Below are 23,750 nucleotides of genomic sequence, written 5' to 3' on the forward strand. Positions count from 1 at the left end.
GAAGTTAACTGGTGCAAGTCTACGGATCAGGAGCCGTCTCGCTGGCTGTCCTTGTGCCGGGGTCGGTTGAGACGGTCGTGGATGAGCGGGAGCAGGATCGCGTCCACGTCGGCGCGGAAGGCTTTGTCCGACAGGTACTTCATGGAGAAGTCGTGATTCTGGGTCATCCGCGCCAGCATGACGTCGGGCATCTTCTCGTCGTAGATGATCTTGAACAGGTCGAGCGGATTATGGGCTCGCAGCTGGATCTCGTTGTCTTGGGCGAGGTCGTCGGCGACCTGTTCGAGCACTTTGTCCATGTTGGTGAACTCGGTGCCCCATCGTTCGTTGAGGGAGTCGAGGATCTTGGAGAGTCGCTCGCGGTCGTCTTCGGTGGGCATGCCCAGCTTGGGCGAGTTGTTCAACTCACCCACCTGGTCTTGTAGGTCGATGGAACCCTCGTAGGCCGACTGGAGCCGGTAGTACTGCAAGGTGACCTCATCATCCAGGTGTGGGGCAGGGTCGCCGTCGATGTGGAGCTTGCGGGTCAGCAGCTTCGCGTATGCGGCGAACTTATGCAGCTGCTCGTCGTCGAAGCGGATGATGTGGGTCAAGAACTCGTAGTTGCGGTTGAACTTGTTGAACGCCGAGCGCACCTCGAGCTTTTCCTCATCGTCAAGCGCGTCGAAGCGGCCGACCGCAGGGTCGAGGTAGGCGTTGAGCCTGCCGAAGTCGAGGTTGGTCTGCTGCTTTTGCTCTCTGAAGAACACGGTCGCGAATCCGTCGATCTCTTCGTCTCGCCACAGCTGGTAGGAGGCGATCAGGTGGTAGAGGTCGTAGACGATGTTCGGGTCGGTTTCCTCGCTGATCGAGGTCGACACGTAATAGTCTTGGAACGCCGCCTGAATGTCGTCAGCGCTGTTGACGAAGTCCAACACGAACGTATCTGATTTGCCCGGGCACATCCGGTTGATCCGCGACAGGGTCTGCACGGCCTTGACCCCGTGGAGCTTCTTGTCCACATACATGGTCTGTAGCAGGGGCTGGTCGAATCCGGTCTGGTATTTCTCGGCCACCAACAGGATCTGGTACTCACCGGTGTCGAACCGATCGGGCAGCTCGGCTTCGGGGAAGCCGTTGAGTTGCTCCTCGGTGTAGTCCTGCCCATCGTCTTCGACGGTGCCGGAGAACGCCACCAGCACACCCAGGTCGGTGTAGCCCTTGGCTTTGATGTAGTTGGCGAACGCGAAGTAGTAGCGCACAGCGTGCAACCGGGAGCCGGTCACCAGCATTGCCTTGGCTTTGCCGCCGATCTTGTGCGCCACGTTGCTGCGGAAGTGCTCGATGATGATCTCGGCTTTTTGCCGCAGATTGTGCGGATGCAGGGCTAAGTATTTGCCCAGCGCCTTGTTGGCCTGCTTCTTGGCGTACTCCGGATCCTCAGCGGTGGCCTTACCAACCTTGTAGTACGTCTGGTAGGTGGTGTAATTTGCCAGCACGTCGAGGATGAATCCTTCCTCGATCGCCTGCTTCATCGAATACACATGGAACGGGCGCGGCGTGCCACCAGGAGTCGGGGTGCCGAAGATTTCGAGGGTCTTCTGCTTCGGGGTGGCCGTGAACGCGAAGAACGATAGGTTCGCCTGCCGTCCATGGGTCGCCATATCCGCCGCGATCTGTTCGTCAACCTCGAGCTCCTCGGCCTCTACCTGAGCCTCAGCTCGAGCGTAACGATCCAGCAGCTCTGCCTCGGACTCCTGACCCGCTTGGGCAGTGTCAGCCAGCACCTGCTTGAGCCGCTCAGACGCCTGCCCGGTCTGCGACGAGTGTGCCTCATCCACAATCACCGCGAACCGCTTCCCAGCCGTCGCGATGTTGGACACGTCAACGAACGGGAACTTCTGCAACGTCGAAATGATGATCCGAGCACCCCGACCCAGCGCATCAGTGAGCTGGCGGGCGTTCTTATCAACCTTTACGACGACGCCTGCTGTGTGATCCATCGAAAACACCGTGTCTTGGAGCTGCTTATCCAACACGCGCCGGTCGGTGATCACGATGATCGAATCGAACACCACCCGCTGCTGGTCGTCGTGCAGATTCGATAAGTGGTGAGCGAGCCACGCGATCGTGTTCGACTTGCCCGAGCCCGCCGAATGCTGCACCAAATAGTTGTGCCCAGCACCGTTCGCCTTCGCGTCCGCGATGAGTTTGCGGACCGCATCGAGCTGGTGGAAGCGCGGGAAGATCACCTTGTCTTTCGACTTCGCCGGACGCCCCTCAGGGGTCTTGCCGGGCACGAACTGCACGAACCGGTGCAGAATGTCGAGCAACGAGTCTTTCGCAAGCACCTGCTCCCACAAGTAGGACGTCTTGAACTTGCCCTCCACCGGCGGATTACCAGCACCGTTGCTGAAACCACGGTTGAACGGCAGGAACACCGTATCTTGGCCGGCAAGTTTCGTAGTCATCCACACCTCATCGGTGTCAACCGCAAAGTGTACCACCGCGCGTTTACCCAGGGCGAAGAGCTTTTCCGACGGGGAACGGTCCATCTTGTACTGTCGGATCGCATCACGATAGGTCTGCCCAGTCAGCTGATTTTTCAACTCGAGTGTCACCACTGGGATGCCGTTCACCAACAGCACCGTGTCAACCGAGTTCTCGTTACGCGTTGAATACCGTAGCTGGCGCACGATGCTCATCTCGTTCGCCCAGTACTTTTCAGCAAGAACCTCATTCAAGTCGGTGCCGGGAGCGAAGTACACCAGCTTGAACCGAGCACCCACATCCTCAATGCCACGGCGCAGCACGTCGATCACACCACGCTGATCAAGCTGCGCAGCGACACGCTTCAGAAACTTCTGCTCCGCGTTACCCCGGTAAGTGCGTTCCAGTTTGGCCCATTGATCCGGTTGCGTTGTTTTCACGAACTCAATCAAGTCAGCTGGATACAGGCACAGCTCGCGATCAAAACCCTGCGGGTCACGCGTCTCAAACCGGTCAAAATCCGATCCCTGGGTAGTCAGCCAGTATTCGATCTCGGACTCAAACCTGCGCTCCGACGTATCCATCATGCCTCCTCACTAACGCGGACCTTGCCCGTCACCACATCGTTAATAACCTGCTTGCGATACCGCCTCAACAACTCAACCTGACGATCCAAATCGGTAATCAAACCATCGATCCCTTTCAGCCGTTGAACAAGGTAATCAACGATTTGCCTTTGCTCTTCCACCGGAGGAACAAATAGTGGAATATTTCGGAGCGCCTGTACCTTAAAGTCCCATTGATCTGTGCGAATTCCGTAAGAATCCCTGCCAAAGAAGGGAATATATGCTTTTGACCGTATAGCCCAGTTGAAGAATTCAGAATCCACGGAAGACGCTAAATCGAAGGTGTAATACGCAGGACTGACAATCCCGTCATACAGCGACACTCCATATGATCCTTGCCAAGCCTTCATTTTGTTCATAACAAATTGACCGTTCCGAACTACCAAATAACCACTCAAATCATCTGGTAGACGGTTGTTGTTATCTGGCGACCCTTCAAGTTCACGATCTACAACCCCACGCTCACGTTCAACAGAAAGAACTCTCCAGGAAGGCTCACCCTTACGCGATTTACGGGTCAACAGAGATTTCAGAGAACGAGAATGCCAGCTATTTGGAATCTTCCCAATCCAGTCAATACCGCTGTCTTTGTAGTGTTCGTAGGCATCCATTTAGTTCACCTGCTCGTTGAATAGTTTGGCGATGGAGGCTTGGATTTCGGCTCCGAGGGTTTGGATTTCGGCCAGGGTTTGGGTGGGGTTGCCGAGTTCTTCGTACTGGTAGAAGTAGCGGGTGAAGGGGATCTCGTAGCCGATCTTGGTCTTGTCGGGGTCGACGTAGGCGTCAGCCGCGTAGGGGATGACTTCGCGTTGGATGTAGGCGTCGATGTCTTCGGCGAGCGGGATCTGTTCGGTGTCACGTAGCGCCGGGTCAGGTTCCGGGTTGCCCTTGGCGTCGCGGCAGATGTCTGCGGTCGGATCGGTTTCACCCAGGGCCGTCACGATTGCTTTTAGCAGCGGGGCACGCACAGCCAACCCAGCGCCCTTGAAGGCACTCTTGAGTACGGCCGTGAACTCGTCTCGGTTCTTCCACACCTGCTGCCCGTCGAGGGTTTCGAGGGTATCGATGATCGCCTGTTGGGTCTTCTTGCCGTCCTTGATCTCTTGGCTACGGGCGGGTTCGCTGCGTTTCTTCGAGGTGGCCAGATTCTTGAACGGGGTCTGCTCCCAGAGTCGCTCGATTCGTTCGGGTGTGGCGGTGAAGTTCAAACGTAGCGGACGTTCCACCGTGACTTCATGGAAGCCGAACTCGCAGGTGTCAAAGATCTTGGAGTGCTCGTCCTCGGTGAAGTCGCCGTAGATGCGCGCGATCTGGGCGATGTTGTCCTCGGTCAAGTATTTGCGTTTTTCGCCGAGCGGTTTGCGCATCCTGGCGAAGAGTCCGGTGGCGTCGATCAGTTGCACCTTGTTTTTGCGGATTGACGCTTTACGGTTGGAGAGCACCCAAACGTAGGTGAGGATACCGGTGTTGTAGAACATCTGGTCAGGCAGGGCGATGATGGCTTCCAGCCAGTCGTTTTCAAGAATCCAGCGGCGAATGTTCGACTCACCTTGCCCAGCCGAGCCGGTGAACAGCGGCGATCCATTGAACACGATCCCGATCCGAGTGCCCGGCGCGTTCTGGATATCAGCCGGATCGTAGGGCTTCATCTTCGAGATCATGTGTTGCAAGAACAGGAACGACCCGTCCGAAATACGCGGCAGACCGGCACCGAACCGGCCCTTCCACCCTCGCTTCTCGGCTTCGTCTTTGATCGGGTCGGCGTACTTCTTCCATTCCACGCCAAAGGGCGGGTTGCACAGCATGTAGTTGAACGTTCGTCCAGCTGTTCTGTCAGCGGTCAGCGAGTTGCCGAAGTAGATGCGTTCGGCGTCGTCACCTTTGATGAGGATGTCGGACTTTGCCACCGCGTAGGTTTGCGGGTTGAGTTCCTGCCCGTACACCTCAATCCGCGCCCCTTCGTTGAGCTCGTGGGCTCGTTCAATCGCGGCAGAAAGCATGCCACCGGTGCCGACCCCTGGGTCATACAGCGATGCCATGAAGCCGGGCTCGCAGATCGCGTTCATGTCTGGGTCGAACAGCACCTCGACCATGAGCTGGATGACTTCACGCGGGGTGAAGTGCTCACCTGCGGTTTCGTTCGACAGTTCGTTGAAGCGCCGGATCAGTTCTTCAAAGATCGAACCCATATCCTCGTTGGAGACCGCTGCAGGTGAGAAGTCTACGGCTGGGTCGGTGAAAGCATCGACGATTTGGTAGAGCAGATCGGAGCGATCCAGCCGATCGATCACGGTGTAGAAGTCGTAGGACTTCAGCACGTCGCGGGCGTTCCGCGAAAAGCCCTCCACGTAGGAGCGCAGGTTGCCCTCCAGGTTGTCAGGATCGTTCTTGAGCGTGTGCAGCGTGAACCTGGAGGCGTTCCAGAACGGATAGCCGGTAGCTCTCGCGTATTGGATGCGCTTGACCTCAGCCGGGACACCCTTCTGGTCACGGATTGCAAGCACGTCGGTCTTCGTGTCAACGAGCACGGAGTCGAGTCGGGTGAGCACCGTGAACGGCAAGATCACGTCTCCGTACTCGTGCTCCTTGTAGTCACTGCGCAGCAGGTTGGCGATCTTCCAAATGAAGCTGACATAGTTCGTTGTTTTCTCAGTGCTCATTCGGGTCAACTCCATCTTCCATCAATCGCTCGTAACGCTCATGCGACATGACCACCACGAGAGGCTTTCCGTAACGCAACACGTAGGCCACATCGTCACCATCAGCCACTTCCTTGAGCAGCTTCGATGCCTGACCACGTCCAAGGTCGCCGATGTTGATGTGCTTCATCGACTTCTTCGCCGTACGCTTCCGCACCATCGCCTCCTTCACCACGAGTTACCGTCAACGCCTCATTTTACCATAAATGCATGCAAAATATCGTCACAATATGCGCGAGATACTACATGTAATTTTGCATGTGATTCTTCGTGAAGATGGAGACATGCGCGCGAGCCAGGACGCCCCACAAGGTCGAAGGTGGGAACGGTCTTATCAATCACAATTGAGGGCACGCCCCCTCGCCAGATATCCGCTAACGCAAGCCCACCAGCAGACCCCCTCAACCAGAAATATGCACCAATCCAACGGGAAGATCGGGGACGAGCACCCGATTACTGAACCTCCAGCACGCCAGCGAACAACCCCAGAAACGACAAAACCCCTGCTCAACAGGGATTCAAGGGCTAAAGTGGTTTTTATCATTTTCGACGTCTAAGTATCCACGTTTCTTGCGTAGCATCAACGAAAAGGCGTGATGATGCGCTGCTGTTTCCGGCGTCCAGCAGATAGGTCTGCATCATGCAACTCTTGACTGGCATACCGAATGAATCAGTGTGGGGCGCATTGTGCGGATGTGTGACCTCCAGAAGCTACGAATCATGATCTGCAGATATGAAAGCCGGGCTCGCTACCGTGAAGGTAACGAACCCGGCGGATATTGAGCGATGCCGTTGAGGGGCGGTCAGTTGACGACGCCCTCGGCAACAGCTACTTGGACGAGCGGCGGCGAAGCGTCAGCGTCGCGCCACCTGCAGCCATCAGGGCGACGCACGCAGCTGCAAGATCTGCAGCGTTGGCGCCTGTATTCGACAGGACGATCTTTGTGGGCGGGGTCTTCGTCGGCGGTGTTGGAGGCACTTCCGGCGGAGGAACCGATTCGGGGTTCTTGACTGTCACCGTCGGGGTCGACACAGTCTGGTCGTCAGATGTCTGCAACGGAACATTGAACTGCGTCCACGCGTTGTCGATGCGGTAGGGATCGGGAACAGCGACCTCCTTGAGCAGGTAGGTGGCATCAGACGCCAGTGACTGTTCAGGTGCCGCATAAGCGCCCTCAGCGTCAGTGATGATCTTGCCATCAGTCATGTTGTCCAAAGTGATGCGGCGAACCGTCTTGCTGCACTCGGGGGCAGTGTTTTCAGCGCCGTTCTTGAGCGGGCAGATATTCACCGTACTCGTATCGGTCAGATCCGGTTGCACGCCGCAGGCACTGACCGTGGGATCGATAACCTGGTAGAGCTCAAACTCAGCTCCGGCAATGGGAGTCTTATCGAGCGTGCTCACCTTCGACAAGTTGAAGGCTCCCTTGATCTTCTCATAGGTGTAGTAGAAGTGCTGAGTCTTTTCATTCGACTTGTGATATCTGGACGCCACGTTCGGGCCGTCCTGGTATTCAGGATAACCTTTACTGGTCAGGCCCTTATATGCGCCGTCTTTCATCGTCGGCAGGTCGAAGCCGACATACTTGTATCCCGGAATGTCGGCAATGAGGGACTGCGGCGTCGGCCTATATGGGAAAACAAGCTGATTACCATCTTTATCGGTGAATGGCTCAAATTCCCCTGTCTCAGAATTGAGATTCATGTACCTTTGCCCCGAAAGGGAATCCCACGTCCGTCCGCCGGTGAGGTAATACTGGTAGGGATATCGTGCGAAGAACGCAGTACCCGGCGCTGCCTCGAGCGGAACAGCCGCGTCAGAATTCAGGTTCGGGTAAATCTTGTTGATCGGCACTGAATTGGCAAGCTCGGTAAGCTGCTGACCTTCAAGGCAGTCAAGCGTTGTGTAGGTTGAGCCCTCGAATTGGCCACCCCATCCGGCTTGTGGGCGTGCCGTATACTGGTTCTTCAATACTTCGTCTTTGCCGGCAATTTCGTTCGGAAGACCTGCCGACTGGGATTCATCGGTCGGGCTGCTGGATGCCTGAGGAAAACCACGAGCTGCACGATACTCGGAGTCGAGGACGTAGCGTACATCCATGCTCGCAGCGATCGGCACAGTCATACCGTTCGCCTTCGCGCCGATCGATCCGCCGTGTGTGTCGCCCGTGGACCCGGTGCCAAAAGTCATGCCGCCCCAGTCAGCGTTGTACGGCAAATAGACGTCGTATTGCATGGTGTGCTCAACGCCCGGGCCGAAGGTGTCTTCAAAGACAAAGTGAATAGGCTCGTAGAACCCCTTGCCGTTGTGCATACGCACAAAATTGCCGTTGCTGTCCTTGACCACCGGATCGTCGGCCTTATAAATGTCGGTTGGCTGCCCGTCGTAGAGGAAATTCTCCACGGGCTTCCAGATATACGCATTGGAATCGGGATTATCGACCTGCGTGTACTGCCACGTCGTGCCGAAGCGGAATTCGAGCGTAGGAGCAGTAGTTTCGGAATCAAGGCTCTTGTCGTAGAACCACCGAACTTTTACGCGCATGCCGTCACACTGGTTGATGGCGGCCGATTCGAAGCCAAAGAAGGGGAGGGGCGCCAGCTCCGGATTTGCTGAGTGAATGCATCCGTCACCCTCATCGGTCTCAGGATTGAAATTTGGATCTTTCTGTCCAACGATGCGTTGGTACGACAGCTCGTAACTAGGGAATGGTCGCTCTGCAGCCTGGCTGCTCTGCTGTACCGGTACAACAAACGCTGTGGCAGCTACGATCGACGCCCCGAGCAGCGCCGCGACTTTTCTGGCACGCACTGTGAAGTGAGATTTCATGGCGTTTTCAGCCCTTTCGTCTGTTGCGTTGCCGACTGCTGGCATCGCAACGTCGTAGGTCAGTGAGCACGAGACGGGATAGTCGGGCGCTCACAGTTGAGTTAAAGAATCTGTTGAGTCCCATTGCACCCGATGGGCATTGTGTGTGAAGCGCCACGGCGTCTTATCGTCCTTGTGCAGTGACGAGGGCGTCTGTGAAAACCCGCACTGAATGTCATCAGGTCTAGATGAGATGCAGAAAAATTATACCAGTCTGCGCAGATTCTGGAGAAAATTCCCTTATTTTCGATCGTCTGAAAAGTAAGTGAACGGTAAGTATTGCTGAGTGTGAGTTCACGTAGGAGCGTATGCGTAGGAACCAATCGTATCGCAGTGCCGAGGAGAGCAGGTCGGCCAGAGAGACCTCGTCATCGACAATCAGGGCTCGGAGGCCTTCCGTCGGCGTGGAGATGGGGCTGTGAAGTCATGGGGTCATTATCGCAGCGCGCGTCTCAGTCGCGTGGTCGATCGTCGCCACCGAGCACGAACCGTCGTGTAGCGTGAGCACTGATGGTACAGGAAACTGTGGTTGTTGCCGGCGCGTCAGGCCTGATCGGTCGAACCTTGTCGCGATCGTTGCACGAAGACGGGTACCGGGTGATTGCGCTGGTCAGGCGTCCGGCGCGCACCGCCAACGAAGTACAGTGGGCACCCAGCTCAGCCCCGCTTGACCCTCGCGTGATCGAGGGTGCTCGAGCCGTTGTCACATTGAACGGCGCGAGCATCGCGTCCTTCCCGTGGACGAAACGGTACCGTGAGACGCTGCTGCATTCGCGTGTGGATCCCACCCGCACTGTTGCTCAGGCATTGGCGCAGATCGGGCAGGGTGCGCCACAGTTTGTGGCCGGATCGGCCGTGGGTATTTATGGGGATCGTCCCGGTGAAGAACTTGATGAAGAGTCGAGTAGCGGTGACACCTATCTGGCGTCGATTTGTCGCGCGTGGGAAGACGAAGCGCGCCAGTCTGAAGACGTGACGACCGTGGCGAGGTGCCGCACATCCTCGATCATCCACCGTGAAGCCCTGTTGAAACCGCTGATTCCTCTGACGAAGTTGTGCGTGAGTGGGCCACTGGGAGATGGCCAGCAGCATATTCCGTGGATCTCTCTGATTGATGAGGTGCGCGCATTGCGATGCGTGATCGACCAACGCCTTGGCGGACCGATCAACCTGACGGCGCCCGAAATGGCAACCATGAATGACATTGGCTCTGAGCTGGCTGATCGGCTGAGCCGCCCCTTCTGGCTCCCGGTTCCGAAGTGGGCGCTGCGCATGTCGCTCACGCGAGATGCCGCCGATTCCTTACTGATGGCCGACCAGCGTGTGCATGCGCGCGTCCTGGAAGAAGCTGGCTTCACCTTTGTGCACACGACCGTGTCGCGCGCAATGTCCTTTGCTCTGTGACGGAGGTCGTCGAGGGTATCCTCGCCCCGCGGTTGAGTCGGTTGCAGATTGGGACCGGGCCGCTTATGGCGCGAGCGTGGTGTGATCATCTCCGCCTCGTGCACATACCCCTAAAAAGTAGCGCTCGCGTGCACATACCCCTAGATCTAACGGCTCCTCGTTATGGCATTTTTCTATTTCTGCTGGTCAGAGTGTGTACGGATTTCACTGCTCGCGGCTCGAGGTCTTAAATCTAGGGGTATGTGCATACAAGGCCTTAGAACTAGAGGTATGTGCACAAAGCGCGTATGAATCTAGGGGTATGTGCACGCCAGGGGTTTAAATCTAGGGGAATGTGCATAGCGGCGGCGGTGGCGGAGTTGCACCGGCGGAGCGGCACAGAATCGAAAGCTACTGCCGTGGCGAGTGCGAGGCTCAGATGCCCGCTCGCCGGAGCGTGGATCGCTCCTGAGTGCTAGTCGAGTAGTCGGATCAGCACGCCATACGGCGGCAATTCATCGGGACGAGGGCGTTCACTCCTAACCGTTGACCCCAGTGATGTCATCACAGTTCGGCCGGTCAGCCGGCTCACACTCACGGAACGCCTGATCGTTCGCTCTGACAAGTTGACCTCAACCAGGTAGTGCCCGCGCGTCCACGCTGCATAGTGCCCGCTGCGTGCGAGCAGCGTGAAGTCATCGTGTGCAAAGTACTGGCGCGCACTGATCAGATAGCGGTAGAAGTTCAGAACTGAATGCTCATCGTCCAGCTGTTCGGCGGCGCTCCATCCCGCCTCCATGTCGGTCCCCGTAATCCATGGCTGGCCGGTCGTGAAGCCACCCTCGGCAGTCCAGCGCATGGGGACGCGCGCATGATCGCGTGAACCCGCGAGAATGCGGTCCCAGGCCTCATCGCGCGCCGCACCGCCGTCGATGAGTTCGCGGAAATAGTTCAGTGATTCGACGTCGCGAAGCTGGTCGAGGCCGGTGAAATTCTGGTTGACTGCGCCGAGCTCCTGCCCCTGGAAAATGAAGGGCGTGCCGGGCAGGGTCAGTGAAATCGCGGCTATCAGTTTGGCCGCCGCGCCGCGCCAGCGCGGATCGAGGGTGATCTTGCTGACGATGCGCGGATTATCGTGATTCTCCGCGAAAATCGCCATCTGGTCGCTGGGTCCCAGACGGCGCAGGTAGCGCAGATAGAAATCCAGGAAGTAGGCGGGGGGATAGCGGTAGTCATCCCAGCGGATCTTTCCGGGCGGCTCAAGGACGTCGAAGTTGAAGATCAGATCCATTTCGCGACGCTGCCGATTGGTCAGAAGGCGGCCCACCTCGATGCCGATCCCCGGTGTTTCGCCCACCATGAGGGCGTGGGAGCCGTCCGGTCGTGTGAAGCCTGCCGACCTCAGCTCACGCAGGTATTCGTGCAGATGAGGCCCGATGAAGTAGCGCTCGATGCCGGTGAAACCGACCAGCTCACCCACTGCCGGCACGCCGTTGGGCAGGCCCGCGGTTTTCGAGATGTAGTTGATGACATCCATGCGGAAACCGTCGATACCTCGAGCCAGCCAGAACTGCACAATGTCGGCAACTTCGCGCCGAACTGCGGGATTGTCCCAGTTCAGGTCCATCTGCGAGGGTGCGAATAGGTGCATGCCCCAGCGCTTGATGTCATCAAACCAGCGCCAGGCCGACCCGGAAAAGAACGACACCCAGTTGTTGGGCGGCGCGTCGGGAGAGCCTTCACGAAGGAAGTAGTACGCCGCCTTGTCGCCGTCTGGATCACGCAGCGCTTCCTGGAACCATTCGTGCTCGGCGGAGGAGTGGTTGACAACCAGGTCCAAAATAATGCGCATATCGCGCGCGTGAACCTGTTCAATCAGCTCGTCCAGATCCTCCATCGACCCCATCAGATCCATGACTGCGCGATAATCTCGCACGTCATAGCCCATATCATCGTTGGGTGAATCGAAAATGGGGGAGAGCCACAGGCAGTCGACGCCCAGTGTTTGCAGGTAATCAAGTTTGCTGATGATGCCGCGCAGATCACCGATCCCGTCGCCGTTTGAGTCTGCGAAACTGCGCGGATAGATCTGGTAGAAAACGGCGCCCTGCCACCAGGGGGGCTCGGACTGTCCCTCGGTGTGGGTGTCGGCGTCATCGAGCCGGTCGGGATTCATCTCCAACAAATCTGTGAGCGCCTCGACCAGCCCCGGCGCTGCTCGCCCAGCCACGCGATCCAGAACCGTCAATGGGATCCGGCGCGTCAGCGGGTTCACGATGAACGAGGGCGACACTCCGATCTGCAACGCGATTTTGTCCAGAACGTCGCGTCCAACAGGGTGGTCGTACACATCGCCGAGGGTGCGCACAGCGTGTCGCGTCATCGTGCTTCCTCCTCGGGTGTGCTGGTTTTTTCACTGTCTTGCAGGCTTGCGACAATTGAACTGTATGTGGCTTCGTCAATGCGATAGCCGTGCCGGAACACCAGGAACGCCGCGACGGTCAGAATCAGGGGGACAACCATCATGAACAGTCGGAAAATCCACGTGCCCGACTCGGTGACATCGGCAGGGCCGGTGGCGCTCTCCACACCCGACCAGATCAGGCAGATACCCATCAGGCCCGAGGAAATTGCACCGGACAGCTTATAGATGAAAGGCTGCAGGGAAAAAGTGATGGACTCGTTGCGCCGCCCCAGCTTCCATTCGCCGTACTCCACACTGTCCGCGATGTACATCATGAGCAGCACCTGGAACAGTGCCTCCCCGAAGAACAGGAACAACCCGGCGCACAAAATGACGACCATGCTGCTGCCGGCAGAGATGAACACCACGTATCCCACGACGGAAGCGCCGCATCCCAGGGTGAAGACCTGTCGCCTCGGCATGCGGGCAGAAATCAAGGGGAATGCCAGCAGCGTGCCCAGCTGGGTGACGCCCAGAACCAGCGCGAAAATCGGGTACTTGCCTTCGTCTCCCACCAGGTACTTAAAGTAGTGCAATCCCAAACTAGTCAGCAGCGTGTACCCGGACATATACAGCAGGAATGTTAACGACACCCACAGCAGCTGATCGTTCTTGAAGATGACGCTGACGAGTTCACGTAGCGGCGTCGATTCCGACTTCACATGCACGGTTTCGTGCGCAAAGATCAGCGTGATGGACTGGAAAGCGATCGCAATGACTGACAACACGATTGCCAGCAGCTGCCAGGCACGCTGCGCATCCCCCAGCACACCTGTGAGCCACTGAGTCACCGGCACGATGCCGACAACAATGGAGAACAGGCCGATGTTCGCGCAGATACGTGTGACCACTCCGATGCGTTCACGCTCAGCCTTGTCGCGGGTCAGTGATGGCATCATCCCGTAGTACGATATGTCGTTCATCGTGTAGGCGACCTCGAACACCAGGTAGACCACGACGAACAGTGTGATGAATTGCCAGCCTCGCACTCCCCAGTCGGTGAACAGCAGCACCGTGCCGATGCACCATCCGCATGCGCCGATCGTGATCCACGGTTTGAATTTGCCCCAGCGTGTGTGCGTGTTGTCCACGACGTAACCCATAAACGGATCGTTTACGGCGTCGAAGATCCGCATGAGCACCAGCACGACGGTGACCGCTGCGAGCGCACCGGTCGACAGGTCCAAGACGTCGGTGAGGTAGAACATGAGGTACATCGACACCATTCCGTACATCATGTCGCGCCCCAGCGTCCCTAAACCGAAACCCAAGGCGTTCTTCATGGCGTCAATCCTCACTGTTTGATGCGCAGCCTGCTCGCGGCAGGTAGCGCCACCATTGTACTGAGTGTGCAGACCGCGTGGCCTTTAATGGGGCATGTCGCTTATGAAGTGTCCCCCGGAAGTTGGACTGGATTATTCAGTTTCTTTTTCCGGGGGACATTTTCATGCTTTCTTCTTTATCTTCATTGACTGAGTCTGATCAGACGTTTTTAGTTGCTTTGTTTGAGCAGGGGTGTGGTGCCGCAGCGGCTGCTTCTTGCCTTGGCTTGAGTTTCAAGCCGTGCGATCGTTTCTATAATCGGTGGCGTATTCATGGCAGGCTTGTTCTTGTGAATAAGTCACATAAGCGAGTTTTTACCTTTGAAGTCAAACGTGATGCTGTTCAACGCTTTCTGGCCGGCGAGACCCGGATGAGTATCGCGCAGGACTTGGGATTGGCTTCTGTCAACGTGGTGACGAGCTGGGTGCGGATCTATCGCGACCAAGGCGAAGACGCTTGCGCCCTAAGCCTAAGGGCAGGCGACCTAAGACCGGTCCCAGGGTGTTATCTCAAACTGAGGAACTTGAACAACGGATCAGGGACTTAGAAGCGGAGAACGCCTACCTAAAAGCATTAAGGGACTTGATGAACAACGAGCAATAGACCGAGCTCGAGTAATCGTTACACTCAAGTCCCACCATGATCTCGATGTTCTTTTGCGGGTAGCGCGATTGGCCAGATCAACGTTCTACTACCATCAAGCCCGCCTAGGACAGCCAGATAAACATGCTGATCTTCGAGCCACGATCAGAACAATTTTTGAAGCTTCGGGCGGTCGGTATGGTCACCGTAGGATCCGACTCGCCCTACACCGCCAGGGCCTGGTGGTCTCTCGTAAACTCGTCGCCAAGCTTATGAAGCGTGAAGGACTGACCTGCCTGGTCCGTCAGAAGAAACGCTATAACTCTTACCGAGGCACACTATCGACCATTGCCCCAAACGTGTTAGCCCGCGACTTCACTGCTACTAGCCCGAACCAAAAATGGGTCTCTGACGTTACCGAGTTCCGTCTCGGATCGTCCAAGATCTATCTCTCACCAATCATCCACTTGTTCGATCACTCAGTCGTTTCCTACACGGTCGGGAAATCACCCAATCTTGAACTGACCAACACCAGTCTCCGCAAGGCTTTGAACAAGGCTAAGCCGGGCCCGGGTCTGGTAGCCCGCACCGACCAAGGATTCCAATACCAGCACCACTCGTGGCGAAAGCAACTCAGCCGTTCCCACGCAGTCCAGTCAATGTCTCGCAAGGCAAACTGTTACGACAACGCCGTAGCCGAGAACTTCTTCGGCCACCTCAAATCAGAGATGTTCTACAACAACACCTTCACATCCACTGAGCACCTGGTCAACCAGATCAAGGCATACATCCACTGGTACAACAACAAACGCATCCAGGAACGACTCGAGGGCATGACCCCGAACGAATATCGGAATCATGCCCTCGCAGCCTAAAGGACCGTAATATCGCCTGCATAATGTATACACTCGCCTGTAAAGCCGTTGCCCGCGAGTGGTATAGTATAGGGGGCTCCACGGACGAGAACGAAGTCATAGCGCGTCGGAGTATATGGGCGGCCACAAGACAATACTGACTTCATTGGGGCCATTGAGACTTCCAGAATGTCCCAGGACTAGTTGGAGTAAGGAAAATACATGCGTATGCCACAACCCGCCACCGAACCAAAACGCGCTTTGCGTCGTTCTTGGGTTACGCTATCAGTCGTAGCTTTGGTAGGAAGCGCGCTTGGAGTTGCACCAAGCTTTATCGCCCCGCAGTCAGCTGCTGCGGCAACATTTACCGGCGGCATCCTCGAAAAATCCGGAGCGATTGAGAAGGATGCTCAACTGGCCTCGGATTTGCCGGCTGGCTCGTGTGTTGTTTCTGCAGAAGACAAAGAAGCTAGTGAGGGTAGCCAGGCTGGTTTCAGCTGGTATACTTTTGAGCCGGCTGTCGAAAGCCCCTCGAAAACCCGGTGGGGTTTGAGCGTCGCCTTCGATAACTCACAGGACCGCACGTTCGCTGATTGGGGCTTTACCAATTCAGGCTTAATGGGTAAGTACCTCGACGCGGCTCAAATTCCCGCTATGGATCCCGGTCAGACCCTTGTTGACAAAATTGTCACTCACAAGGCCGACGAAATCCTCGTAATTGATGGTTATAGGCAACAACGGAACTTGAACCTTGTCGCAGAACTGACCGATCAGAAAGTCAAGCAGTTCGCTGAGGCCACAGCCGCTAACCCGGTACGTTACGCCTGGCAGGGCGACTATAAGCAGGAAAATCCTCAGGGACCAAGGGCTACCACGGGAAGCAGCGTAACCTTTACGGCCATCGTGAACCCCTGGCCGAGCGAGAACATCGAATGTAACCCGATCACGGTGTCGTGGGAGAACTTCGAAAAGCACGTGATCGTCCCTGGGGTCGAGGGCGAAACCAAGGTCGGTACAATCAACATCCCAGCTGTGACCGGCCAAGGTACGGATGACTCGATGGCCCGTATGGTTGTGGAGGCCTACGACGGCAACGGCAAGTTCATCGGCACCTCGGACACGGAGGCATCCGGCGGCACTCAAAACCTGCGTATCGACGAAACGACCGGCGACATCTACTTCACGTGGCCTGAATACCGTGGTACCGACCTGGCCACTGACAAGAACGTGAACTTTTCGGTAATCGCGAAGCCGCGTACAGTAGAGCAGCTTCAGGCTGCCGGAGAAAACAACGATCTGTATGGCGCGCCAAAGACGTTCGACAGCTCCAACTCGCTGACCCGTTACAACAAGGCGAACGTCATCGACTCCAAGGCGTTCTCCCTGGACGACACCGAATACCACAACCCGCAGTACGACAAGACCGATGCCTCGATTATTTCGGGTGTAGATAGCCCAACCGGCCCGCTGGCCACCGAGCCGCAAAAGGTCACCTTCACTCAGACCGCTGACTTGATCAAGGAGCTGGCAAAGAAAAAGACCGAGGGCGGATTCGAGGCCAAGGTCGAGCTGGACGAGAAGTACGTCTATGAGGGTTGGACCGTTGAGATGGACGGTGACTACAACGTCACCGTCACTGCTCCAGAGAACCCGAAACCGGGTGCTTTCGCGCAGCCGAAGATCACGGTGGAGTACTCTAACGGCTCCACTGACGTGCTACAGCTTATGGTAGTTGTTGATCCGAACAACACGCAGGTGACCGACCTGGTACGCCCGGGCCTGTCCAAGGGCAAACTCAACCAGGAAATCACGTCCCAGGTGGGCACTAGGTCCATCATGAAGGGCCACAAGCCTGTCCACCCGGCCAAGTTCGAGATCGACCCAGCCACCATTCCAGCCGGCTGGACCGTGACCGTCGATGAGACCGGTAAGGTCACCGCGAAGGCAGATGACACCGTTGCATCGGGTACGATCATCACCCCGAAGGTGAAGGCCACCTACCCGGACCAGACCACAGATGAGATCGAGGTCCAGTTCCAGGCGATCGCGGACATCAAGATCCCGAACTATGACACGGTTACGGGGCAACCAAACGCGAACGTCAGCCTTATTCCGGAAATCCCGGAGCGCGGTCTGAGTGGTAACACGTCAGATGAGGCGCCGCAGCGCTACACCTTCGAAGACGGCACGAACAAAACCACTCTTACCAGCAAGGACGGTAAGACATGGACCGTTTACGTCGACGAGAAGACTGGCGAGATTACAACCACGATTCCGAAGGGAGCGCAGGAAGGCGACATCCTGAACGTTCCCGTCCAGGCCCACTACAGTGAGGAAGGCAAGCAGAAGCCGCAGACGGTTATAGGCACTGTCGTCGTCATCAAGGGTGACTTGAAAGCGTCATACGACGTCCAGGAGACCGGGCCGAATCAGGCCGTCGACCACCATGTTGATGGTGCTCCAGACGGCTCCACGTTCTCGTTCGGCTACGCGGACGGCAAGCCCGTGCTGACGCAGACCACGGATAACGGCTGGAAGTACACTATCGATCCTAATACCGGCGTGGTTTCCTCCACTCCGCCGGCCAATTCGAAGCCGGGTGACAAGAACACCGTTACTGTCAAGGTGAATGCGCCTGGCGGTCTGACCACCGAGGTTCCTGTAACCACAGTGGTGAAGTTGATGAACAACTGGGAGTCCAACCCGGTTATCCCGCCGAAGACGGTGTACCCGGGCGACACGGTGACATCGCCGCTGGCAATCGAAAAGCCGGAAGACATCAAGGTTGCTGAGAACAAGCCTTACGAGATTGTTCCGTTACCGGAGCACATCACTCCGACCGGCGACACGAACGAGTTTGGCAACCCGACCTACACGCTGAAGACTGATAACGGCGACTGGATCGTTAGCCTGGATAAAGATGGCCACGTCATCTCCACCGCGCCTAAGACCGCGAAGCCGGGCGACCAGGTCAAGATTCCCGTAACCGTGACTTATGAGGACGGTTCTAAGGACGTCACATCCGCTGTGGTCAACGTTGTTAAAGTTCCGGAGCGTGAAGTCCCGTTCAAGGTCGAGTACAAGTACGACGACACCATTCCTGCCGGCGAGTACAAGGTTGAAACTAAGGGCGTGCCTGGCGCTGAGAAGATGAACGCGGACGGCACGTGGGAGAGCACCAAGGCGCCGGTCAACGAGGTTGTCCTCGTCGGTACCAAGCCTGCTGAGAGCGCCAAGGACGTGACCTGGACGGTTCCGATCCCGTACCCAACCGAGGTTCGCGAAAACCCGGATCTAGCCCCTGGTGAGAGAAAGGTTGTCCAGGAAGGTGAGAACGGCGAGAAGACCTACACCGCTAAGTTCACCGCTAAGGGGTCCGAGGCTCAGGTTGCAGAGGAAGAGACCACTAAGGAAGCGAAACCTCGCATCATCGAGTATGGTCCTGGCTTGAATCCTTCAGAACTGGTAACCAAGACCGAGAAGCCGATTCCGTTCGATACTCAAGTTGTCTTCGATGACTCCTTGGAAGCGGGCAAGCAGGTTGTTGATCAGAAGGGCGAGCTTGGCACTGAGGTTGTGACCTCGACTCAGAAGATCGTGAACGGCAAGCCAGAAGGTGACCCGGAAGTGACTACTGAGCGTACCAAGGAGCCCACCAAGCAGATCATTCGCGTAGGCACCAAGACCACTGGTACTAAGACCTCTGAATACGAGGTAAATGTCCCGTTCGAGACTGTAATCCAGCTTGATGACACGATGGACGCCGGTACGCGGGAAACTGTGCAGAAAGGTAAGCTCGGCAAGGATAAGGTAACCACCACCGAGACCATTGAAAATTCGAAGGTTGTGAACACCAAGACCGATACTGAGCGCGTGACGGAGCCAGTCAACGAGATCATCAAGGTTGGTACCAAGGGCAAGCCTGCCTCAACCACGGTTGAGTGGACGGAAAAGACTCCGTTCGAGGTCGAGGTGCGGGTCAACCCTGAACTGAAGCCTGGTGAAACCAAGGTTGTTCAGGAAGGCAAGCAGGGCGAGATCAAGCACACCGTCACGGTGAATGTTGAGAACGGGGAGGTCTCCAAGAAGGATTCCTCCGAGAAGATCAGCGATCCGGTTAAGCACATCGTTGAGGTTGGCCCTGCCAAGACTCAGACCACGTTGACGGACAAGCACACGGAGAAAACTCCGTATGACACTGAGATTGAGTTCGATCCGAACCTCGAAGTTGGCAAGATTGTTGAGGACCAGGCCGGTGTATTCGGCGAGAAGGAAATCACCAAGACCTGGAAGCTCGAGAATGGAGAGCCGGTAGGCGATCCGGAAACGTCCGAGAAGATCATCAAGGATCCGACAACGCGCAAGCTACGCGTTGGCACCAAGTGCGTCTGTGAAGATCCGACGGACCCAGCTAACCCGTGTGACCCGACGGACCCAGCTAACCCGTCTGACCCGACGGACCCAGCTAACCCGTCTGACCCGACGCAACCTGGTGACAACCCAGGTGAGACAACGCCGGGCACGACGCCAAGCGACAAGGTGACTACTCCGAGCACTGAGGGCAGCAAGTCTGCTAAGTCGGGCGTTCAGAGCGGTTCATCACTGGCCCGCACCGGTGTGAGCGTCGAGGGCACACTAGCAGCGGCCGCAGCGTTGCTACTGGCAGGCGCAGGCCTCACCGCGATGCGCAGGCGAAACTCCCAGCGCTAAACGAGCAGTAGCGAGCCTTAGGGTAATAGTGACCGGAGTGTACGGCATAATGCCGTACACTCCGGTCACTATTACCGCCGACTACAATGCAACGGATAAGCCGGCTGCGCCTGGCGTAACGGTTACTCCTGCGTTTAACGGTGACCTGTCAGCTCTGCCTTCGAAGGTTGAGTGGCGTGACTCCAAGGGCACAGTCTTAAAGACCTGTGAACTTGACCAGTCCAAGGGCATCAAGGCTCAGGTTGCAGCTAGCACCTTTGATATCCCCGAGACTGCCAAGAAGGGCGACTACTTCAACGTGGTTCTAGTTTCTGGTGGTAACGATGTGTCCGCATGGACTGTTCTGGTGACCAAGGAATCAGACGAATACGAGCCTGCGTATGAGGGTAAGTTGGTTGTTCCTGGTAAGGAGACCAAGTCGTCCCCGACCTTTACTGGTAAGGATGGTAAGGGTGTAGATGTTCCTGAGGGTTCGAAGTTCTCGATTGGTGATTACAAGGCTCCTGAGGGCTATGTAGTGACGATCGATGAGAACACTGGTGAGATTACGGTTACGTTCCCGGATGGGTCGAAGCTGAATAAGGACACTGTTGAGGAGTTTGATGTTCCTGTTGTTGTGACCTACCCGGATGACTCGACGGACACGGTTGAAGTTACTGTGACTGTTGAGAAACCTGACACCAAGACTCCGGACTGGAAGGACGGCTCTGGCGAACCGGGTGGCAAGGTCGTAATCCCGAACGATGGCGGCCCTGTTGAGGACGGTACGACGGTCGACACCGACGGCCCCGGCAAGGCAAAAATCGATGGCGACGGCAACCTCGTTGTTGACATCGACGGCAACGCTAAGCCTGGTGACAAGATCGTAGTTATCGTCAAGGACAAGAACGGCAACGAGATTGATCGCGTGACGGTCACCGTTGAGAAGCCTGCCGCTGGCGATATGACCACCGAGCCGGGAGTCAAGAAGTTTAAGCTTGTACGCACCGGCGCGCAGGTATCAGGACTCGTTGGTATCGCAGCCGCAATGGGCGTAGCAGGCCTTGGCCTGGCGCTCGTGCGACGCCGTCGAGAAGGCGAGGAGAGCTAATCGCCTAGCCGACGAAACACCGGCATAACAGTACGGGGGTGAGACCTTAAACGGTCTCACCCCCGTCGCCAATTTCTCCTATAGTCCGAACAGTGCTGAACGAAATTGCGGTGAGGCACCAAAACAACGTTGTTTGCTCCGCCCGGCCAAATCCGTGATATGTACGAGCGCAAATCTGTAAGACCTTCGTCTCAAGTGAAGTTAAAGTACAAAAGTAACCTTGCCTGTTTTGTTTTGAAAACCAAAACCTTCATTTATGGCACCCTAGTGGACCACGACTACTTCACCGGGCAGCCCTTTGGCTCTTCCAAACCCCAAAATGTTCGCGGTATGGATCACCCCTCAACGGCAATCCAGAACGTTCGTGAAGAAAAAGGTAAGAACGCCGTGCTGCTTCTAGACAACGGCGACGCTGCGCAGGGCTCATGAATCGAAATGGTGTACCACTCGAACCGGACAGATAGCACTGTTGACCCGATGGCTAGTGTGTTCAACTACTTGAAATACGATGCGGTGGGTGCTGGTAACCACGAATTCAACTACGGCCTTGAAGACCTAACCGCCTAGAATTAAACCAGTCCAACTTTCAGGGGCTAGTTCACTTAACAGGGCATGTCGCTGCGTGGTGGAGCACTGGCGGGGCGTGCCAGGTTGATCTGTCTTCGGCTCTCACGCCCGTCCATATAGTGAAATTCCAGTGCGGAAGCCAGAAACGCCCGGTTCGATGTGGCTGTTCTTGATGTGGTCGACTTCACGATGAGGTGTCGGGGGTGGGTGCGTGAGGGCCTGCGGTTCCCCTCCTCAATAATCGTAACGCTCGCGCGCGAGGTAGGAGCGTAGATGTGTGTTCTTCCTCGTGAGAGAGGTGCCCGCGGACGTGGATTATGCAGCCCGGTGGATGCTGGAGGCGGCAAGGTCTCGCTCAGTGTTGGCGTGATTGACGAGGGCGGCCGACCCGCTTGTGACGGGCGCCTGAAAACTGCTCACATTCTGTTTACCCACTGTTTAATCTGAATCCCTAACCTAAGTGCGGCAATCGAAGAGTTGGCGTGGCGCGTTGGTCACGACGTATCTGCGATGAGACATGTAAGGGGATCGTATGGGCGATCTGAAATGGAAGCAGGATCGGTCGCAAGCAGCGCAAGGGCGATTGAACGAGGCGAACAGCACGTTCGCGGGAGTGAATTTTGGGGCACCGCCTGATTTTGGCAAGTCCACGGCAAGTGTGAATGCTGTACTGAGCAAGTTTACTGAAGGCCTGAAAGCCCTAGCTGATGGAACAGCGAAGGTGAGTGGCAGTCTGTCGACCGCTGATCAGAATTTCGAAGCTTCAGAAGCTCGAATCTTTAGCGAACTTACCTCGGTTTACCCCCAGGGCGGGGTTTACTACCCCCAGTCAGGAGGAATGGGTAAATGATTGACACCAAGCTCGATATAGAACCCGAAACGCTCTCCTCCTGGAAGAGTGGAGTCCTCCTGCATGGCAGGGGCCAAGTGTACGACGGTATTAAGGACCTCGATCGGGCCAATAGCATCGTGCAGTCTGAGCTGGTGGGCTACACGGCAGCTGAAGCGTCCGCGGCTATCCAGTCTGCCACTAAATCAGCGCAGGAGATCCATGATGAGATCGAAACTTTTGCTGGTGCCGTTGACTCATTTGTGACGTTGATTCGTTCATGTAAGACCCGCCTCAAAGACATTGAAGGTCGGGCGGCAGCAGGCAAGCTGATTGTTATCCCCAAGACTTCAATCGAACTGCCTCCGCCTCCGCTGCCGGTTCCGGCGGATCCGGTGACGAATGCGGCTCTCATCCAGGCGTGGACTGAGTACATGGAAAAGCAGGCCCTCTATTCGACCCTCGCGGGAGAGGTGAGCATCGTCCGCCGCGATGAGGACGTTGCTCACAGTGAGCTGCAGAACGCATGCAGTGCCGTTACTTCCGCCAACTGGCTGGTCAAGGCTTTCACTGGGATGTTCTCAGGTGGCGGTACGACGCTGGGCTTCCTGAAGATGCTGAAGTCCCGCACCGGCGATGCCGTCAAGCTTATTAAGGGCATCAACTTCAAGCTCAACGGTGCCACGTTCGATCCGAAGAGACTCGGAAAGCATTTCAAAGATACGCCAGAGGTTCAGTTCCTCAGATTTAAAGACAAGGTCAACCTTGGTAAGGGATGGGGAGATTCGCCAGAGATCCTCGACAAAGTCAGCAAGGTCACGAAGCATGCTGGGCGTGTGCTCACCGCTGTTGATGCTGGCACCACCGCTTACGACCAGTGGAAGACGGACAGTGCGCTCAATCCTGGTATGGGAACCGGAGAAAAGGTTGCACGTGCCGGAACCCGAACGCTGCTGGAAGTCGGCGGTGGCTGGGCTGGCGGCAAAGCTGGTGCGATGGGTGGCGCAGCTATTGGTATGGCTGTTGGCGGACCGATCGGAGCGGCCGTTGGCGGCATCATCGGTGGCGTCGCGGGTGGTGCCGGCGGTAAGTGGCTTGGCGGAAAAGCAACAGATTTTACCTTCGGCCTGTTCGATTAGCGCCAGCAAGACCGATACTGATGTGTGAGTGTTGTGCATGGTGATTAACGCTGCGAGGCGTAGTGACCTCAAGGTAATCTGACGAGAGCCGAGGATTTGGATGTGGCTGCGGACTGACGGCGAAACCACTTCTTGCGTTGTCCCGC

13 protein-coding genes and 1 pseudogene are annotated in these 23,750 nt (G+C 56.6%); 7 read left to right on the top strand and 7 right to left on the bottom strand.

Annotated elements, in window-relative coordinates; all coding sequences use genetic code 11:
• Window positions 1-26 precede the first annotated feature (26 nt).
• From AC1DA5_RS02800 to AC1DA5_RS02820, 5 genes are all read right to left on the bottom strand, one after another.
• Entirely contained in the window at window positions 27-3,056 is a 3,030-nt protein-coding gene (locus AC1DA5_RS02800) for a type I restriction endonuclease subunit R (RefSeq protein ID WP_480289143.1), read from the bottom strand.
• The gene (locus tag AC1DA5_RS02805) at window positions 3,053-3,706 is read right to left on the bottom strand and encodes a restriction endonuclease subunit S (RefSeq protein ID WP_102201770.1); all 654 of its coding nucleotides are present in this window, start codon (window positions 3,704-3,706) and stop codon (window positions 3,053-3,055) included. The genes AC1DA5_RS02800 and AC1DA5_RS02805 overlap by 4 nt, the downstream gene beginning before the upstream one ends.
• Window positions 3,707-5,755, bottom strand: a complete 2,049-nt coding sequence (locus AC1DA5_RS02810) for a type I restriction-modification system subunit M (protein WP_480289144.1) — start codon at window positions 5,753-5,755, stop codon at window positions 3,707-3,709.
• Window positions 5,745-5,954: a type II toxin-antitoxin system Phd/YefM family antitoxin gene (locus AC1DA5_RS02815; protein WP_006548061.1), complete on the bottom strand. Its 210-nt coding sequence runs from the start codon at window positions 5,952-5,954 to the stop codon at window positions 5,745-5,747. Before AC1DA5_RS02815 ends, AC1DA5_RS02810 begins: the two co-directional genes overlap by 11 nt.
• Window positions 5,955-6,623: 669 nt before the next feature.
• A complete protein-coding gene (locus AC1DA5_RS02820) occupies window positions 6,624-8,624 on the bottom strand; it encodes a SpaA isopeptide-forming pilin-related protein (RefSeq protein WP_480289145.1) in 2,001 nt (666 codons plus the stop codon).
• Between the two features lie 549 nt (window positions 8,625-9,173).
• Between AC1DA5_RS02820 and AC1DA5_RS02825 the strand changes: the two genes are divergently transcribed.
• Window positions 9,174-10,067 carry a TIGR01777 family oxidoreductase gene (locus AC1DA5_RS02825; RefSeq protein ID WP_480289146.1) on the top strand — a complete coding sequence of 298 codons (894 nt, stop codon included), beginning with the start codon at window positions 9,174-9,176 and terminating at the stop codon, window positions 10,065-10,067.
• 454 nt (window positions 10,068-10,521) lie between these two features.
• Here AC1DA5_RS02825 and AC1DA5_RS02830 read toward each other — a convergent pair whose 3' ends face one another.
• A complete protein-coding gene (locus AC1DA5_RS02830; protein ID WP_480289147.1) occupies window positions 10,522-12,429 on the bottom strand; it encodes an alpha-glucosidase in 1,908 nt (635 codons plus the stop codon).
• Window positions 12,426-13,793: a glycoside-pentoside-hexuronide (GPH):cation symporter gene (locus AC1DA5_RS02835; protein WP_480289148.1), complete on the bottom strand. Its 1,368-nt coding sequence runs from the start codon at window positions 13,791-13,793 to the stop codon at window positions 12,426-12,428. The genes AC1DA5_RS02830 and AC1DA5_RS02835 overlap by 4 nt, the downstream gene beginning before the upstream one ends.
• A gap of 213 nt (window positions 13,794-14,006) precedes the next feature.
• On the opposite strand from AC1DA5_RS02835, the pseudogene AC1DA5_RS02840 reads away from it, so the two are divergent.
• The 6 genes and pseudogenes from AC1DA5_RS02840 to AC1DA5_RS02865 all read left to right on the top strand — a co-directional run bounded on the left by AC1DA5_RS02840 (window position 14,007) and on the right by AC1DA5_RS02865 (window position 23,604).
• A pseudogene (locus AC1DA5_RS02840) lies at window positions 14,007-15,290 on the top strand (IS3 family transposase).
• Between the two features lie 201 nt (window positions 15,291-15,491).
• Window positions 15,492-19,979 carry a G5 domain-containing protein gene (locus AC1DA5_RS02845; protein WP_480289149.1) on the top strand — a complete coding sequence of 1,496 codons (4,488 nt, stop codon included), beginning with the start codon at window positions 15,492-15,494 and terminating at the stop codon, window positions 19,977-19,979.
• A 49-nt stretch (window positions 19,980-20,028) separates the two neighbouring features.
• A complete protein-coding gene (locus AC1DA5_RS02850; RefSeq protein ID WP_480289150.1) occupies window positions 20,029-21,069 on the top strand; it encodes a YPDG domain-containing protein in 1,041 nt (346 codons plus the stop codon).
• Window positions 21,070-21,228: 159 nt separating this feature from the next.
• Entirely contained in the window at window positions 21,229-21,498 is a 270-nt protein-coding gene (locus tag AC1DA5_RS02855) for a hypothetical protein (protein WP_480289151.1), read from the top strand.
• A gap of 670 nt (window positions 21,499-22,168) precedes the next feature.
• The gene (locus AC1DA5_RS02860) at window positions 22,169-22,486 is read left to right on the top strand and encodes a hypothetical protein (protein ID WP_070727911.1); all 318 of its coding nucleotides are present in this window, start codon (window positions 22,169-22,171) and stop codon (window positions 22,484-22,486) included.
• Window positions 22,483-23,604 carry a hypothetical protein gene (locus AC1DA5_RS02865; protein ID WP_480289152.1) on the top strand — a complete coding sequence of 374 codons (1,122 nt, stop codon included), beginning with the start codon at window positions 22,483-22,485 and terminating at the stop codon, window positions 23,602-23,604. Before AC1DA5_RS02860 ends, AC1DA5_RS02865 begins: the two co-directional genes overlap by 4 nt.
• The last annotated feature ends 146 nt before the right edge of the window (window positions 23,605-23,750 follow it).

Source organism: Pauljensenia sp. C0254C2, from assembly GCF_056583835.1.